Origin of the sequence: Streptomyces sp. CB00316 (assembly GCF_001905595.1) — a bacterium.
Lineage (GTDB): Bacteria > Actinomycetota > Actinomycetes > Streptomycetales > Streptomycetaceae > Streptomyces.
The window spans coordinates 434,335-448,566 of sequence record NZ_LIXI01000002.1 but is presented as its reverse complement, the minus strand read 5'-3'; the positions used below and the strand labels follow the sequence as shown (position 1 = coordinate 448,566).

The following is a 14,232-nucleotide window of genomic DNA, read 5'->3' as shown; positions in this document are numbered from 1 at the left end:
AGCGGCTCGCGGGCCGTGCCAACCCCAGGTGGCCGCGCAGCGTCGTGGACGCGTACTCCGTACGGAACACTCCGCGCCGCTGCAACTTGGGGACCGCGCCCCGGGCGATCCCCATGAGGTCGTGCGGCAGGGTGCCCGGGCGGAGGCGGAAGCCGTCCAGGCCGGTGGAGCGCCAGTCGAGGAGAAGGTCGGCCAGTTCGGCGGGAGTGCCGGCGAAGATCTCGGCGTCCGAAGCCGGTTCGGCTCCGTCCGCCTCGTCGAGGCGGGTCTCGCGTCGTGCGGCGGAGCCCGGTTCGTCGTCCAGGAAGACGACGAGGTCCGCGAAGGTCCGCGGTGGGCGTCGCGCCGTGTCGCGGCCGGTGTACGCGGCGTCGAGGAGCTCACCCGGCCGGGCGCCCTCCTCGCGCCAGGCCGCCGGGCTTGGTGGCCCTGCGGTCCTGGCGGGGTGGTGAACCGGCCGGAGGTGTCGAAGTGCTGTCCCCGGTGGGCGAAGCGGCCGGCCCCGGCGGCGACGAACTCTCCCGTCGCCGTGTCGGCCTTCAGGCGGCGTCCAAGTCGTGGACATGCCCCTTGTGCTCGCGCAGCCGCAACCCTTCGGCGAGGAAGAAGAAGTCGAACTTGCCGCGTTCGACGGTCTGCGCGAGCCGGATGGAGGAGTCGATGGCAGTCTGGCTCTCGGCGCGCGGGTCCGACCGGACGCTCACATGGTGGATGCCGGGCAGCTGCGCTGCGAGACGAACCTGCTTCTTGGTGGTGGCGGGCACGGTGCGGTCTCGCGGTCTCCTTCTGCGTAGTCCGGCGGCGGCGGGGTGGGACGGGTGGGGTGGTGGATCTCAGAGCGTGGCTGTGCCGGATGGCGTCAGCACAGTCACCCGCTCCACCTCACGGGGTGTTCATGCCGTGGCGACGGGCGCCGGGGTGGTGTACGGGGCCGGGGAGACGTAGCGCACGCGGTTCTCGAAGGTGACCCCGTGGCTCTTCACGTCGATGGCGATCCGATCGCCGTCGGCGATCCGGAACCCGTCGTGGAAGCTCGCCTCGTCGGCGCCCAGGAGCACGTAGTTGACCAACCCGGGCCGCCGTACCGCCGGGAAGGTGAACAGGTGGTCCGCCATGTCCTGGATCCGGTAGTAGAGGGCGTCGTCGCCGCAGTCGAACGGGCCCTCCCAGGCCGTCGCGGCGTCCCGGACGATGGTGACCCGGCCGGTCACCGTACGCGGCGGCGGGCCGAGGAAGAGCCACGGGGTGAGGGCGGTGTCGCACAGCTTGCAGTACGGGTTGTAGCCCGGGTCCTGGCGGTGCAGGCCGATGTCGCACAGGTCGTTGCCGAAGGTGTAGCCGGCGTAGTGCGGGATGCCGTCGGCGTCGTTGACGTAGACGAGGGCGATCTCGGGCTCCTCGATGAGGGCGACCGGTCGGGCCGGGACGACCAAGTCCTCGCCAGGCAGCTTCACCCAGTCGCCGAACCCCTTGAAGAACCACTTGGGCGGGGTGAACTCCCCGTCCTCCGGAGCGGATTCGCCGCCCCACTTCTTCTTGTGCGTGCCCATGAAGCCGCTCAGCAGGGCGTTGCCCGTGGCCTGCGGAAGGAGGGGCGGCAGCAGGCGGAGTGCAGGGTCACCGGCCGTGACGACGACGGTCGCCGCACCCTCGGTGAGTGCGGCCCGCAGGGCCTCCTCCGAGCCGTCGGTGGCGATGAAGGCGGCGGCGACCTGGCCGTCCTCCACCCGGTACAGGGTCTGCGGCGTGCCCTCCTCGGGGTGGCCGAAGCCGACGTGGCGTTCGCCCCGGTACAGCGCCTCGAAGAGGACGGGGAGGTGGGAGTGGGGCATCGATTACTCCTATGACGTCGTTGGTGCGTAGGTGAGTTGGGGTGACATCAGGCGTGCGGGGCGGAAGCCGGGACCGGTGCCGACGTCAGGTCGGCCAGGACTTCACCGACCCGGTCGACCGACTCCCGTATCCACGGCAGGGCGAGCGGATCCGCCGACCCCGCCGCCTCCAGTGCCGCGGTCTGCTGCTCGGCGGTCTCGCCGTAGAAGTGGCTGGTCGCCGCACGGATGCGCAGGGGGCGGGCGGCATCCCCGAACGCGGTGGCGGGCAGGACGCCGACCCCGTACCGCTCGGAGAGCAGCGCGGCCAGACCGTCGCCGCCGTGTACGCCGTGGGTTTCGGCCAGGTGCTCGCGCAGGGGCTCGAAGTCCGGGTAGAGGTAGCAGGTCGCGGCGATGGGCGCGAGCCCGGCGCCCACGGCGGTGAAGCGGGCGGCGACCGCGCGCACCACCTTCTCGTGCAGCCGTCGGCTCGCCGCGACCCGCTCGACGACCTCCGGCGGCTCCCCGAACGCGTACGCGGCCGCCGTCTGCACCGGCGCGGGCGGACTCGACCAGATCTGGCTGGCGACCGCGAGGAGCCGGGTGTGCAGGGCGCGTCCCAGCTCACTGTCGGGCAGCCGGGTCACGCCCGTGCGCCAGCCGCCGAGCGCCAGGTTCTTGGTGAGCCCGGTGGTGACGACGGTCCGCTCGGGGGCGTGCAGGGCCGGCGAGACGGCAGGCTCGGAGCTGTCGTAGACCAGGTCGCCGTAGATCTCGTCGGAGACGATGACGAGGTCCAGTTCGCGGGCCGCCTGCGCCAGCCGTCGTACGGTGGCGGCCGAGGCTACCGTGCCGGTCGGGTTGTCCGGCACGGTCACGACCACCGCCCGGGGGCGCTGTCCGGCCGCCCGGGCGTCGGCGACCGCTTCGCGCAGCAGGTCCGGATCGGGCACCCCACCCTGCCCCGGCAGGATCGGTACGGGGATGGGACGCGCCCCGACCAGCCGGGCCTGGGCGGCGTAACTCACCCAGCTCGGCACCGGCACGATCACGTCGCCGCCGATGGCCAGGAGCAGCGCGAACAGCAGCGACTTGCTGCCTGGACCCGCCACGACGAGGCCCGGATCGACGTCCAGACCGCGCCGCTCCCAGTAACCGGCGACGGCGGTCCGCAGGCTGGGGCTCCCGGCGACGGAGCCGTACGCGTTCTCGTCGGCCGCCGCCGCGAGCCGGTCCCTGAGCGCGGGGAGGACCGGCAGGCCGATCTCCCCGCTGGCCATCGACATGACCCGCTCCCCGGCCCGGCGCCGGCGGGCCAGGGCCTCGTCGGCGGCCAGGGTCGCCGACATGGAGACCGGTGTGGGTTCGGGCATCACAGCTCCAGCGCTCGGTGGGTGGAGGGGGTGGACAGAGGTCAGGCGGGGGTGGTGCTCGTGGCGTACCGCTCACGCAGCTCGGCCTTGCGGACCTTGCCGGTCAGCGTCTTCGGAAGGGCGGGGACGAGCTCCACCCGGTCGGGTAGGAAGCGGGCGTCGTGGCCCGCCTCCGTGACCCGGGCCCGGACCTCCTCCAGCGTGGGGCCCCGGCCGTCGCGTGGGACCACGACGGCGACGATCACGTTGCCGGGGCCCTCTCCGCCAGTCGCTTCCAGACCCACCAGAGCGGCTTCCTCCGCCCTTGGGTGGCTGCCGATCACCGCCTCCAGCTCCGTCATCGGCGCCACCCGCCCCTCTCGCAGGACCGCGTCGCGGGCCCGGCCGATGATGCGGATGCCGCCCCGGCCGTCGTCCCGGGCGAGGTCGCCGGTGTCGAACCAGCCGTCCTCGTCCAGCTCGGCCGCGAACGCCTCGTGGCGCCGGTGGTACCCCAACGCGAGCGACGCCCCGCGCACCTTGAGCCGGCCCACGGCGCCCTCGGCGCCCGGGGTCCCGTACGCCTCCGACGCCTCGATCCGAGTCTCCATGGCATCGATCGCGCGGCCGTTGCTCCGTGCCGACCATCCTGTGGGGTCCTCGGGCCGGGTGACGGTCACGGGGCCGTTCTCCGACATGCCCCACAGGGAGTGGGCGCGGGCGCCGAGCGTCTCGTGCACCTCGTCGGCCAGCTCCTTCAGGACCGGCGCCGAGCCGATGACCACATGCCGCAGCGTGCTGGTGTCCCGCCGCTCGGCCCGTTGGGAGGCGACCACATCGGCGAGGGTGGCGGGCGGCCCGTACAGCAGGGTCGCGCCGTACCGCTCCACCAGGTCGAGCAACGCCTCGTTGCGGCGGACGTCCTGGAAGGCGACCGTGCCGCCCAGCATGACGCCGGCCAGCACACCCTGCGCGAAGCCCGAGTAGTGCACCAGCGGCGTGGAAACCGCCACCACCCAGCCGTCACCGCCGCCGCCTTCGCCCGCTCCGAACGCGTCGACGTACCCGCGTACGGCCGAGTGCACCGTGTTCTGGCTGTGCAGGACCCCCTTGGACAGGCCGGTGGTGCCGGAGGTGAACAGCACCACGAACGGGTCGTCCGCGCCGAGAGCCAGACCGGCCAGCCGGTCGGCGGCGCCCGCCTGCTCCTCCCGTTTCGCCTCCACGAAGTGCTGGTGAAAGGGGAGAGTGCCCTCCGGCAGCGGGCCATCCACCACCAACACGTGTTTCAGAGAACGCAGTTCACCCAGCAAGCGGGACGCGATCTCAGCCAGCGGGGTGCCCGACCACTCGGGGAGCGTGATGCACACCCGCGCTTCGGTGAGGGCGAGGCGGTGGCGCAGCTCCTCCTCCGTGCAGATGGGCGAGATCGGGATGATGACCGCGCCGATCCGGATGGAAGCGAAGATCAGCGGCACCATCTCCCACCGGTTGGGCAGCTGTACGGCGACGAAGTCGCCTCGCCGGACGCCCAGGTCCAGCAGGGCCAGCGCGAACCGGTCGGTCAGCCGGTTCAGTTCGGCGTAGTCGAGCGTGTCGGTACGGGACTCGGCCACGCGTCGGCCCGCGATGGCCAGCCGGCGTGGGCGCTCCCGGGCCTGGTGGTGCAGGTCGTCGAGGAAGGTCTGCTCCCGCCACCAGCCCCGGCGGCGGTACTCGGCGGCGCGCCCTTCGGGTACGACGGCCGAGGCTTCAGGGGTCGGCGGGCTCCCGACCGCCGTACGCATCAGCGTTCCTTCCGGCGGGCCGCGAGCAGCTCGGGCAGCGGGTCGCCCGCCCGCGAGGCCGCGATCTCCAGCAGGTCGCGCGTGTTCTGCCGGACCCGGTCACCGACCCAGTCGAAGACCCACGCCTTGCGGGCTTCCGCCTCCAGGTCGAACGGGACGACCCGGGTGACGGCCAGGGCCGCCGAGGCCGCGCCGCCGATGTTGGCGATCACGCCCGGGACCAGTCCGGCCCCCGAGGCGGCCACCTTCTCCTTCGCCGCCGCACTGGAGGCGAGGTTGGCACCCTCGACGACCAGGCCGGCCCGCAGTCGGTGGGCGTTCTCGGCGTTGATCGCGTACTTCTGAGCCGCCAGGATCAGGATGTCCGCGTCCACGTCGAGCCAGGCGTCCGGCTCGGCGGAGAGCTTGACGCCCTGCGGTAGCCGGGTGCGGTCGATGGCCCCGAACTGGTCGGTCATGGCGACCAGTTCGGACACCGGCAGCCGCTCAGCGCTGATCGTGCCCCGGATGTCCGCGATGCCCACGACGATGTGCCCCCGGTCCTCCAGGAACCGTGCCACCGCCCGGCCCACCGCCCCGAACCCCTGCACGACGACCCGGGCGGGCTCGGTGCGGCCGCTCGCCTCCAGGGCGGTGATCGCGGCGACCCCGACCCCGTGGCCGGTGGCGTCGATCAAGGGCTCGTAGTACGTACGCCAGTCGATCGGCATGTCGGGGGCGCCGAGCCGGTAGCGGGGGTCGTACTTCGCCTCCTCGAAGAAGACGGCCCGGTCGGCGGGGGTGACGCCCATGTCGATGCCGAGGTGGATGCCGCCGTGCAGGAGCGGCTTCACCGTGCGGCCGAAGGTGCGGAAGGTCTCCTCGCGGTCAGGACCTTCGGAGTTCGTGGCGTCGGCGACCAGCCCGGCCTTGGCGCCGCCGATGCGGAGCCCTGCCAGGGTGAACTTCTCGGTCATGTCCCGCGCCAGGCCCGCGACTTCCTCCTCGGTGACCCCGGTGGTCATTCGGGTGCCGCCCATCGCCAGGCCGTCGACGAGCGTGTCGACGACCACCCATCCCTTGATGGCGCCGCCGCTGCCGTTGAGGTGGACGGTGAGGGCGGGGTCCTGCGGTTCTTCCAGAGTGCTCATGGCGAAGTCCTTGTTCTGTCCGAAGGTGTGAGGGGGTGCGCCTACGTCGAGTGGGTTCGCGTACGTAGGGGCTCGGGTCACTGGTAGAGCTGCGCGAAGCCCCGCAGGATCTCCAGGCCGTCCTTCCGGAATTCCAGGTGAGCCTGGGAGCCGTGGATCCGGCCGTCGTCCGAGCGGAGGAACTCCACGGGCGCGTGCTCGGAGCGGCCGATCGAGTGGTAGCCCGCCGGGGCCTCCTGGAGGTAGAGGGTGTGCCGGTGGAAGACGGTGACCGTCGGCTTCACGTAGGTGAAGAGCGGCTCCCCCGTGTCCACCTGCACCTCGTAGCCCCCGACCCGCTGCGGCCCCTCCGCGAGGCGCCCGCCGGCCGCGACAGCAAGGATCTGCATCCCGCCGCAGATGCCGAAGACCGGCACGTCCGCTGTGGTGACCAGGTCGATCAGGGGCTTGTAGAACTCGCTGTCGTACGCGCGCACCTTGGTGCCGCTCAGCACGATCGCCTGGTAGCGGCCGTCCACCCGGGCGGGCACGGACGAAGCGTCGACCGCTTCCGTATCCGAACCCAACACCTCGAAGCGGGAGCGGAGTTGTTTGAGTGAGAGCGTGCCGTTGTTGACGACCAGGACGCGGGACCGACTCATGCGACAGCTCCTGACGTATCGGCCCCGCCCGGAGCCTTCGTGATCAGCGTGCCGGTCGAGCCGTCCAGCAGCTCGGTGACGGCGGCGCTGCCGATGACGACCCGATCGACGCCGTGCTCCAGGGCCTCGCCGGCGGCCCGCAGCTTCTTGCGCATGCCGCCCCGGGCCCCCTTGTCACGGAAGGCGGCCGCGTCGTCGGCGCTGATCCGGCGTACCGGCTCGTCGTCGATGAGCAGATGGCCGACATCGGTGACCAGGACCAGGTCGGTCGCGCCGGTGGCCCCGGCGATCGCCGCGGCGGCCCGGTCGGCGTCGGTGTTGACCTCCTGGCCCGCCTCGTTCCGGGCGAGCGGGGTGACCAGGTAGGCATGGCCCGGCCGGAGGTTCTTCAGCGGGGTCGGGTCGACCCCGGTGATCGGTCCGACGAGGTTCTCCAGCTCGACGAGCTGCTTCTCCCGCCACCACCAGCGCTCACTCTCGCCCGCACTGACCAGCCCGTCGCTGCCGAGCAGCCGCTCCGCGGTGATGCCACGGCTCTCCAGCCGCGCGAGGACGTCTTCGGCCAGCACGGCGCTGACCGTCCTGATGTCGTCGATGACCTCGGGTGTGGTCCACCGGCTCTGGTTGCCGTACCGGTCGCGCAGGATCGCCGACGGCTCGCTGTGGCGGGCGTCGAGCTTCTTGAGCGGCTTGGACCAGCCGTGGACGAGGACCAGAGGCCGCTCCTGGCCGTGACGGGCCAGGTCGTCCCACCAGGTGCCGTCGAGGTCGTCGAGGCAGCTGCCGCCGAGCTTGACCACCGTGGGAACTCCGGAGAGGGAACGCCCGGCGCTCATGCCGGCATCACCGGCTGCTGTGTCAGCCCGGTCTCCTCCGGCAGGCCGAACCGCAGGTTCGTCACCTGCACGGCCTGGCCCGCGGCCCCCTTGACCAGGTTGTCGAGCGCGGCGAGTACGACGATCCGGCCGCCCTCCTCGTCGAGCAGGACCGTCACGTCGGCGTAGTTGGAACCGAGCACGACCTGGGGGTCGGGCACCGGGATCAGCGTCTCGTTGTGTCGGCGCACCCGGACGAACGGGCGCCCCTTGTAGAAGCGCAGAAAGGCCCGGCTCAGTTCTCGCTGGTCCACCTTCTCGTCGGTGAACACGTACGAACTGGTCAGCAAACCGCGTACGTTGGGGACGCCGTACGCCGACATGGAGAGGTTCCCGACAGTCCCGGGCTTGCTCCGCTCCAGGAAGTCGCCGACCTCGGCGGCGTGCCGGTGCCCGGTCGGGGAGTACGGGGCGATGGCCCCGGCCCGGAACGGGTGCAGGTCGGAGGTGCGCAGCTGGATGCCGCCGCCGCTGGACCCGCTCTTGCCGTCCACCACCACCGTCTTCAGGTCGAGCCCGAGGCCGAGGACGAGCGGAGCCAGGCCCAGGGTGATCGCGGTGGCGTAGCAGCCGGGCAGGGAGATGAGCGCGGCGTCCTTCAGCTGGTCACCGATCAGCTCGGGTACGCCGTAGACGAAGCGGTCCGCGAGGTCGGTGCGGCGCTTGACCTTCGGGTACCAGCGGTCGTGCAGCTCCGGCGTACGGATGCGGAACGCGCCGCTGAGGTCGACGATGGCCGGAATGCGGTCGGCGAGCAGCGAGGACAGCTCGGCCGATACCGGCGCCGGGGTGGCCAGGAAGAGGACGTCGACCTTGTCCACGATGTCGTCGGTGACCGGCTGGACGGTCAGGCCCTGGTCGAGGCGGAGGCCGGGGTGGAGCTCGGAGGGGCGGCGGCCGATGTTGGAGGAGCCGCCCAGGAAGGTGAGTTCCAGGTCGGGGTGCTGGGTGATGAGGCGGATGAGTTCGCCGCCGGCGAGCCCGGAGGCGCCGACGACTCCTGCACGGATCATGCGAGTAACTCCTGCACGTAACGGCATATGGCTGAGGGGATGTCCGCTCCGGTGGCGGACGCCACGGCTCGGAAGCCGGGGGCGTGGTTGACCTCGTTGACGACGTAGCCGTCGGGGGTGGCGAAGAGGTCGACCCCGTAGATGCCGGGTCCGAGCACATCCACCACACCGCCGACGATCTTCAGGACGTCGGGGTCGTGGGCTACCGGGCGGTTCCTGTTGCCGAGGGCGGCGTTGTTGCGCCAGTCGCTGCCGCCGCTCTCGAACTCCGCGGCCCCGATCAGCTCCCGCCCGACGACCAGGCATCGCACCGAGCTGCCGCCGAGGTAGGGCTCCACCACGCTGGCCTGCTCGAAGGCGTGGGCCAGGTCCTCGATGTAGTCGTAGACGGAGTGCGCGGTGTCGGCGTGCCGGATCAGGGTGACCCGCTTGCCCATCCCGCCGAAGACGGGCTTGAGGACGAGGGGCAGGGGCAGGTCCGCGAGAGCCTTGTCGAAGTCCTTGCGGGAGAGAACGAGCCGGTGGTCCGGGACGGGTACGCCCGCGGTCTGGAGCAGTGCGCGCAGGGCGGCCTTGTTCTCGCAGGCGTGGATGGCCCGGGCGGTGTTCAGCGTGGGGACGCCGGCCGCCTCGGCGAGGCTGGAGATCAGCCCGCCGCGGGTGTAGCTGCGGCTGCGGACGAGGAGGCTGTCGTACCCCTTGATCGCCGGGGCGTCGGGGTGGCCGAGGGAGAGGGACTCGTCGTTGACCCAGTCGATACGGAGGCCGAAGGTCGGGGCCGTCTCGATGAGCAGGCGTTCCTCCCAGGCGATACGGTCCGCGACGAGGGCGACGGGACGGAGAGCGTCCATGTCACTGGCCCCAGTCGCGCAGTTGCACCTCGACCATCTCGAGCGTCAGCCGGCCGTCCTCGACGGCCTCGACGCGGAGAGTCAGGATGCACTCGGGGCAGGAGAGCGTCTCGCCCAGGGTGACCGGGGGGACGGTCAGGTCGGTCTCGCACTCGGGGCATACGCCGGTCAGGGTGGCGGTGGACATCGTGAACTCCGTTGCTGTGTGTGGTGGTTGCGCGGTGCGAGGGGTTACGCGGGCGCCGGGCGGAAGTCGATTGCGGCCTTGCGGATCGTGTCCCGGTCCAGCAGCGGGCGGCCGTCCCGCTCCTGCCGCTCGGCCAGCCACGGGGTGAAGGCGTCGACGTCCACCTCCAGTCCCGAGTCGGCCAGGGCCCAGCTGACCAGGGCCGTGGTGAGGCGGCTGCGCACGCGCAACTCGCGTCTGTTGCCGACGAGTTCGGCGGGAAGTGTCTCGTAGGCCTGCGGGTGGCTCAGTTGGCCCGGCAGCTCGTACGCAAAAGCGTGCGGTGTGGTCGGCCCGGACTGGAAGGCCTCCCCGAGACCGGCGCCCCGCAGGGCGATCCGGGAGAGCTCGGTGAGATGGGTGAGGTCGAAGCGGGTGTCGCCGTGGATGACCCGCAGCGAGGTGAGCAGTTCGGCCAGCGGCGCGTTGCCGCCGCGCTCGCCGATCCCGCCGACGGTCGCGGAGATCCACCGGGCCCCCGCCCGGACGGCGGCCAGGGAGTTGGCGACGGCCATGCCCAGCATGTTGTGCGAGTGGATCTCGATCTCGGAGCCGTCGATCGCGGTGATATCCGCGATGACCTCCTCCATCTGCCAGGGCGAGAGGTACGCCACGGTCTCCGCGAGCCGGAACCGGTCGGCCCCCGCCGCGAACCCCGCCTCCACATAGGGGACGAGACGCTCCCGGGGTGTGCGGGCGCCGTCCTCACCGCTGAACGTGACGTGGAAGCCGCGCTCCTTCGCCTGCTGGATCGCCGACCGTGCGAGCGCCTGGAGAAACTTGGGGCTCGCCGAGTCGAGTTTCAGCTGCGCGTGCTGCTCGGAGGTCGGGATGGAGTACATGATGTGCCGCACGCCCAGGCGCTCGGCCTCGTCCAGCGCGCGGGCGACCTGGCGGCGGTCGCGGACGACGACCAGCGTCATACTGCGCTCGGGGGTGACCGCCTCGTGGGTGGCCAGGACGAGGTCGGCGTCCTTGGAGTCCGGCCCGGAGACCATGCCCACCTCGACGAGCTCGACGCCGGTGCGCACCAGCAAGTCCGCGATGGCGGCGGCGTCCTCGGGGCCGAATTCGACCCCCGCCATATGTGCGGAGTCCCGCAGGGTCGCGTCCGATATATGGGGCGGCTTCTCCAGTTTCTCGGGGCCTTCTGCTGCCATTTCCTCTGCTCCTCTTTCCGTGAAAGGGGTCTGCGATCAGGGCCGCATTCGCTGATGCATATCCTTCGGTGCCTGGCTGAGAAGAGCAATATCTGCCGAGTCAGGGCTGTGTTGCGGAGTGTCAAGGAATGTCAGGAAGGAAAGGAAGTGCAAGGGTGATGTGCGAGCGTGCCAAATAGGGGACGCAGAAAGCCCGTCGATGTGACGTACGCCCTACGGTACTTCCATGGATCTCTTCTCACTGCCCCGGCTGGGGGTCGTCGTGCCGCCGGAAAACCCGACGGCGGAACCCGAGTTCAACCACCTGCTCGGCTTCGGAATGAATGTGTACGCCTCCCGTTTCCCGGTGACGCCCGGGGCCGGACTGAGGGCGATGCTGGAGACGTACAACGAGGTGCTCCCCGAGCTGCTCGGCAGTTTCGGCGCACTGCGCCTGGACGCCACGGTCGTGGCGTGCAGCGCGTCGCACTACCTGCTGGAACCGGAGGGCGACCGGGCCTTCTGCGACGAACTGTCCGAACGTGCCGGTTCGCCCGTGCAGTCCTCCACGCAGGCGATCCTCGCGGCTTGCGAGGCGCTCGGGGTGCAGCGGCTGACGCTCGTCTCCCCGTACGAGCCCTGGCTCACCGATACCTCCCGCGCCTTCTGGGAGCGGGCCGGCCTCACGGTCGACGGGGTGGTGCTCGTCCCGGCGGAGGAGGCCGTGCGCCCGGGCGAGGAAGCGCACTTCGACCCGTACGAGGTGACGACCGGGGCCATCCTGCGGCGGATACGGGAGCGGGAGCTGCCGGCCGACACGGCTCTCCTCTTCACCGGGACGGGGATGGGCACGCTCGCGGCCGTGACCGAGCTGGCCCGCAGCGAGCCGCGCCGCACGCTGCTCACGTCGAACCTGGCGTCGGCCTGGTGGGCGCGGCGGGCGGTGGGGGAGAAGGGGGAGGCGCACCACCCGCTGCTCCGGCGGCTGGCGGCGGCGGTGTGACGGACGAGGCGGTCGGGCGGGGCCCCGGGAGGGTGAACCCAAGGCGTACGCCCCGGGGGGAGGATCGAACCCAAGGCGTACGCCCCGGGGCCCCGTATCGTCCGTCCGTTCAGCCGGCGGTCGTCTCCGGCATCTGCCAGGCGTACCCCATGCGGTAGCCGACGCCCCGGACGGTGATGATCCAGCCGCTGGATCCGAGCTTCGCCCGCAGGCTGCTCACATGCGTGTCGATCGTGCGGCTCGTGTGCCCCCAGTCGCTGCCCCAGACCCGGGCCATCAGCTCTTTGCGCGTCACGACCGTCTCCGGGGTTGCGGCCAGGGTGTAGAGCAGCTCGAATTCCTTCGACGTGACACCGACGGGTCGGCCCCTCAGTCGCACTTCGCGCAGGCGTGGATCTATATGGAGATGGCGCAGGGAAATGGCGCCCGGAAGGTCCTGTCGGGGTCGGGCCCGGCGTAGTACCGCTTCGATACGGGCTCCGACTTCCCGGAATCCCCAGCTTTTCACCACACAGTCGTCCGCGCCCGCGTGGAGAACGAGGACGCGCTCCAGTTCGGCGTCGGAATCGGTGATCGCTATCAGGGCCGTGTCCCCGCCGCTGCGCAGGTCCCGACACAATTCCAACCCGTCGATATCGGGCAGTTCCAGGGAGAACAGCACCAAGTCCATCTCGCGGTACACCCGCAGCGCCCGCTCTCCTGTGGAGACACTGCGGGCGGTGAACCCCTGCCGCCGCAGATCGCTCACCATGGCCGCTGCGGCAGAGGAGTCCTGCTCCACCACGAGTACCTGTCTCACGCGCTCCCCCTTGCTCTCTCTTCTGGGTTCCACATCAGTTCGTGGCGCCGATGAGCGCGACGGGAGGTGGCGCCCATGCGCGGAACGGTGCCCCCGGCGATGCTGGGGAGCTGGAGGGCGGGCCGACGAGGCGCTGGCTTATGTAGGCGGCCGAGGCCATGGTCATGTGGTGGTGCCAGCCAGGGAAGGAGCGGCCCTCGAAGTCGAGTACGCCGAAATGCTGCCGCAGCGTGGCCACGGTGGAGAGGGCCGCGGTGTGACTGCGCGCGAGGCGCAGGGCCTCCTCCACCCGATGGTCGGTGGTGAGCCAGTACCGGGGCGGCTGCCTGCCGTCCGGGTCGGGTCTCTCCAGAATGCGGTACGGGCGCGAGCCGTCGTCGCCGTTGCCTGGCCGCGGCGGCCCCACCGTGCCCACGGAGGCGTGGACAGGTACGGGGTGGACGCGGCCGCCGGGGTGCTGCCGGAGCAGCACATGCGTCTGACGCGCGTGCCGCGCCTCCATCAGCGCGCCCACCGTGGTCAGGGCGGGTGACTGCTGCCCGGTGAGTACCAGTTGACTCGGGTGGACCTCGCACACCACGTCGGCCCTGAGCCGGGCGAGCCCCGCGAGGACGCCGGCCGCGTCGTCGCAGTGCGTGAGGTCCAGCACCCAGGGCAGACGCGGGAGATGGGGCTGCACAGCCGCCTCGGCGGCGTACCTGACGACATGGTCGCCAGGGGTGCGCCCCGCTTCCGACCCGGGGATACGGGCTCGGCGTTTACGCTCCCGGTCCGAGACCCACGGCCCGCCGAGCATGAGGCTCCACTCCACCGGATAGCACTGGGTGCCCGACACGAGGAAGAAGATCAGAGCCCGCTGGCAGTTGAGGCGGCGTCCGGTCATCGGATCGGTGCGCTGGTGCACGCCCACCGAGTGTTCGCCGCGCTTGGGGATGATGAGTTCGGCGACGGTCCATGCGTTCGGGGTGGTGTTCTCCGCCACGTACTGGGTGAGCCGGCGGCGTACCGGGACCCAGTCCCAGGGGCTGCCGTTGATGAACTGGTGCAGGCCGTGCGCGGCGGCCGACGGCAGGGGCTTCGCCTGTGCCATACGGCGCGGTGTCTTCCTGCCCGACACGTTGATCAGGGCCCACAGATAGGCCTGGGCCCAACGGCGCTGCTCGGGGCGTTGGAAGGCCCGGAATACATCTTCCATGAACGTCTGCATGTACGCGCCATTGTCCGGCGCCACCGCGCGTAACTCACTTGACGACATGTAACGCTACTTCCCCTCGATACTTGATATCGCTTGCACCCGAGTGGATACATGGAACAGAAGTACGAGGTGAAAATACCGTCCGGGACGGAAGTTTCCCGGGTGGGCCGACTACTTCGTCAGGTCCCGCGCCTACCTGCGGAAACAGTCCGGGGAGAGAGGCTCGTGGAGGAGGCGCACGGGGCGGGAAACGAGCTCCACCAGTGGTGAAGCACCACGTTGGTCCTGACGCGTGAAGTGTCAACAAATCAGGAACACGCGCCCGCGCGGAGCGGGGCAGGGCGTACGGGGACCGTGTCCCGACGTGGGAGCGGGGACGGGGGGTGACCGCCGGAGGAGGGGGGAGC

Annotated in this window: 13 protein-coding genes and 1 pseudogene; 1 reads left to right on the top strand and 13 read right to left on the bottom strand. The window is 71.0% G+C overall.

Annotated elements, in window-relative coordinates:
- Positions 1 to 423 precede the first annotated feature (423 nt).
- The 11 genes and pseudogenes from AMK21_RS06040 to AMK21_RS05990 form a co-directional block, all read right to left on the bottom strand.
- Positions 424 to 764 (bottom strand): annotated as a pseudogene (locus AMK21_RS06040) (F420-dependent methylene-tetrahydromethanopterin reductase); the annotation flags it as partial.
- A gap of 129 nt (positions 765 to 893) precedes the next feature.
- The gene (locus AMK21_RS06035; protein WP_073874907.1) at positions 894 to 1,832 is read right to left on the bottom strand and encodes a fumarylacetoacetate (FAA) hydrolase; all 939 of its coding nucleotides are present in this window, start codon (positions 1,830 to 1,832) and stop codon (positions 894 to 896) included.
- 47 nt (positions 1,833 to 1,879) lie between these two features.
- Positions 1,880 to 3,187 (bottom strand): pyridoxal phosphate-dependent aminotransferase, encoded by a 1,308-nt coding sequence (locus AMK21_RS06030; protein ID WP_073874905.1) that lies wholly within the window; start codon positions 3,185 to 3,187, stop codon positions 1,880 to 1,882.
- 41 nt (positions 3,188 to 3,228) lie between these two features.
- The gene (locus tag AMK21_RS06025; RefSeq protein ID WP_073874903.1) at positions 3,229 to 4,953 is read right to left on the bottom strand and encodes an AMP-binding protein; all 1,725 of its coding nucleotides are present in this window, start codon (positions 4,951 to 4,953) and stop codon (positions 3,229 to 3,231) included.
- Positions 4,953 to 6,083 (bottom strand): Glu/Leu/Phe/Val dehydrogenase dimerization domain-containing protein, encoded by a 1,131-nt coding sequence (locus AMK21_RS06020; RefSeq protein ID WP_073874901.1) that lies wholly within the window; start codon positions 6,081 to 6,083, stop codon positions 4,953 to 4,955. Before AMK21_RS06020 ends, AMK21_RS06025 begins: the two co-directional genes overlap by 1 nt.
- A gap of 77 nt (positions 6,084 to 6,160) precedes the next feature.
- Positions 6,161 to 6,724, bottom strand: coding sequence for a type 1 glutamine amidotransferase (locus tag AMK21_RS06015; RefSeq protein ID WP_073874899.1), 564 nt, complete (start codon positions 6,722 to 6,724; stop codon positions 6,161 to 6,163).
- The gene (locus AMK21_RS06010) at positions 6,721 to 7,560 is read right to left on the bottom strand and encodes an acetylglutamate kinase (RefSeq protein WP_073874897.1); all 840 of its coding nucleotides are present in this window, start codon (positions 7,558 to 7,560) and stop codon (positions 6,721 to 6,723) included. Before AMK21_RS06010 ends, AMK21_RS06015 begins: the two co-directional genes overlap by 4 nt.
- Entirely contained in the window at positions 7,557 to 8,612 is a 1,056-nt protein-coding gene (gene argC / locus AMK21_RS06005) for an N-acetyl-gamma-glutamyl-phosphate reductase (protein WP_073874895.1), read from the bottom strand. Before argC ends, AMK21_RS06010 begins: the two co-directional genes overlap by 4 nt.
- The gene (locus tag AMK21_RS06000) at positions 8,609 to 9,463 is read right to left on the bottom strand and encodes an ATP-grasp domain-containing protein (protein WP_073874893.1); all 855 of its coding nucleotides are present in this window, start codon (positions 9,461 to 9,463) and stop codon (positions 8,609 to 8,611) included. Before AMK21_RS06000 ends, argC begins: the two co-directional genes overlap by 4 nt.
- A 1-nt stretch (position 9,464) precedes the next feature.
- Positions 9,465 to 9,650, bottom strand: a complete 186-nt coding sequence (locus AMK21_RS05995; RefSeq protein WP_015609635.1) for a lysine biosynthesis protein LysW — start codon at positions 9,648 to 9,650, stop codon at positions 9,465 to 9,467.
- A gap of 44 nt (positions 9,651 to 9,694) precedes the next feature.
- On the bottom strand, positions 9,695 to 10,849 hold the full coding sequence (locus tag AMK21_RS05990) for a LeuA family protein (RefSeq protein WP_073874891.1): 1,155 nt from the start codon (positions 10,847 to 10,849) through the stop codon (positions 9,695 to 9,697).
- Between the two features lie 226 nt (positions 10,850 to 11,075).
- Here AMK21_RS05990 and AMK21_RS05985 point away from each other — a divergent pair, with 226 nt between their 5' ends.
- A complete protein-coding gene (locus AMK21_RS05985; RefSeq protein ID WP_073874889.1) occupies positions 11,076 to 11,831 on the top strand; it encodes an arylmalonate decarboxylase in 756 nt (251 codons plus the stop codon).
- A gap of 109 nt (positions 11,832 to 11,940) precedes the next feature.
- Here the strand turns inward: AMK21_RS05985 and AMK21_RS05980 are convergent, their stop codons facing one another.
- Together AMK21_RS05980 and AMK21_RS05975 are read right to left on the bottom strand one after the other, a co-directional pair.
- Positions 11,941 to 12,630: a response regulator transcription factor gene (locus AMK21_RS05980; protein ID WP_107429874.1), complete on the bottom strand. Its 690-nt coding sequence runs from the start codon at positions 12,628 to 12,630 to the stop codon at positions 11,941 to 11,943.
- Positions 12,631 to 12,664: 34 nt separating this feature from the next.
- Complete coding sequence (locus AMK21_RS05975) at positions 12,665 to 13,885, bottom strand: transposase (protein WP_073874885.1); 1,221 nt, start codon at positions 13,883 to 13,885, stop codon at positions 12,665 to 12,667.
- Positions 13,886 to 14,232: the final 347 nt, after the last annotated feature.

What these genes read in the sequence shown, in the direction of transcription:
- AMK21_RS06035 (WP_073874907.1), bottom strand. Translation starts at nt 1,832, where the DNA reads ATGCCCCACTCCCACCTCCCCGTCCTCTTCGAGGCGCTGTACCGGGGC.
- AMK21_RS06030 (WP_073874905.1), bottom strand. Translation starts at nt 3,187, where the DNA reads ATGCCCGAACCCACACCGGTCTCCATGTCGGCGACCCTGGCCGCCGAC.
- AMK21_RS06025 (WP_073874903.1), bottom strand. Translation starts at nt 4,953, where the DNA reads ATGCGTACGGCGGTCGGGAGCCCGCCGACCCCTGAAGCCTCGGCCGTC.
- AMK21_RS06020 (WP_073874901.1), bottom strand. Translation starts at nt 6,083, where the DNA reads ATGAGCACTCTGGAAGAACCGCAGGACCCCGCCCTCACCGTCCACCTC.
- AMK21_RS06015 (WP_073874899.1), bottom strand. Translation starts at nt 6,724, where the DNA reads ATGAGTCGGTCCCGCGTCCTGGTCGTCAACAACGGCACGCTCTCACTC.
- AMK21_RS06010 (WP_073874897.1), bottom strand. Translation starts at nt 7,560, where the DNA reads ATGAGCGCCGGGCGTTCCCTCTCCGGAGTTCCCACGGTGGTCAAGCTC.
- argC (WP_073874895.1), bottom strand. Translation starts at nt 8,612, where the DNA reads ATGATCCGTGCAGGAGTCGTCGGCGCCTCCGGGCTCGCCGGCGGCGAA.
- AMK21_RS06000 (WP_073874893.1), bottom strand. Translation starts at nt 9,463, where the DNA reads ATGGACGCTCTCCGTCCCGTCGCCCTCGTCGCGGACCGTATCGCCTGG.
- AMK21_RS05995 (WP_015609635.1), bottom strand. Translation starts at nt 9,650, where the DNA reads ATGTCCACCGCCACCCTGACCGGCGTATGCCCCGAGTGCGAGACCGAC.
- AMK21_RS05990 (WP_073874891.1), bottom strand. Translation starts at nt 10,849, where the DNA reads ATGGCAGCAGAAGGCCCCGAGAAACTGGAGAAGCCGCCCCATATATCG.
- AMK21_RS05985 (WP_073874889.1), top strand. Translation starts at nt 11,076, where the DNA reads ATGGATCTCTTCTCACTGCCCCGGCTGGGGGTCGTCGTGCCGCCGGAA.
- AMK21_RS05975 (WP_073874885.1), bottom strand. Translation starts at nt 13,885, where the DNA reads ATGTCGTCAAGTGAGTTACGCGCGGTGGCGCCGGACAATGGCGCGTAC.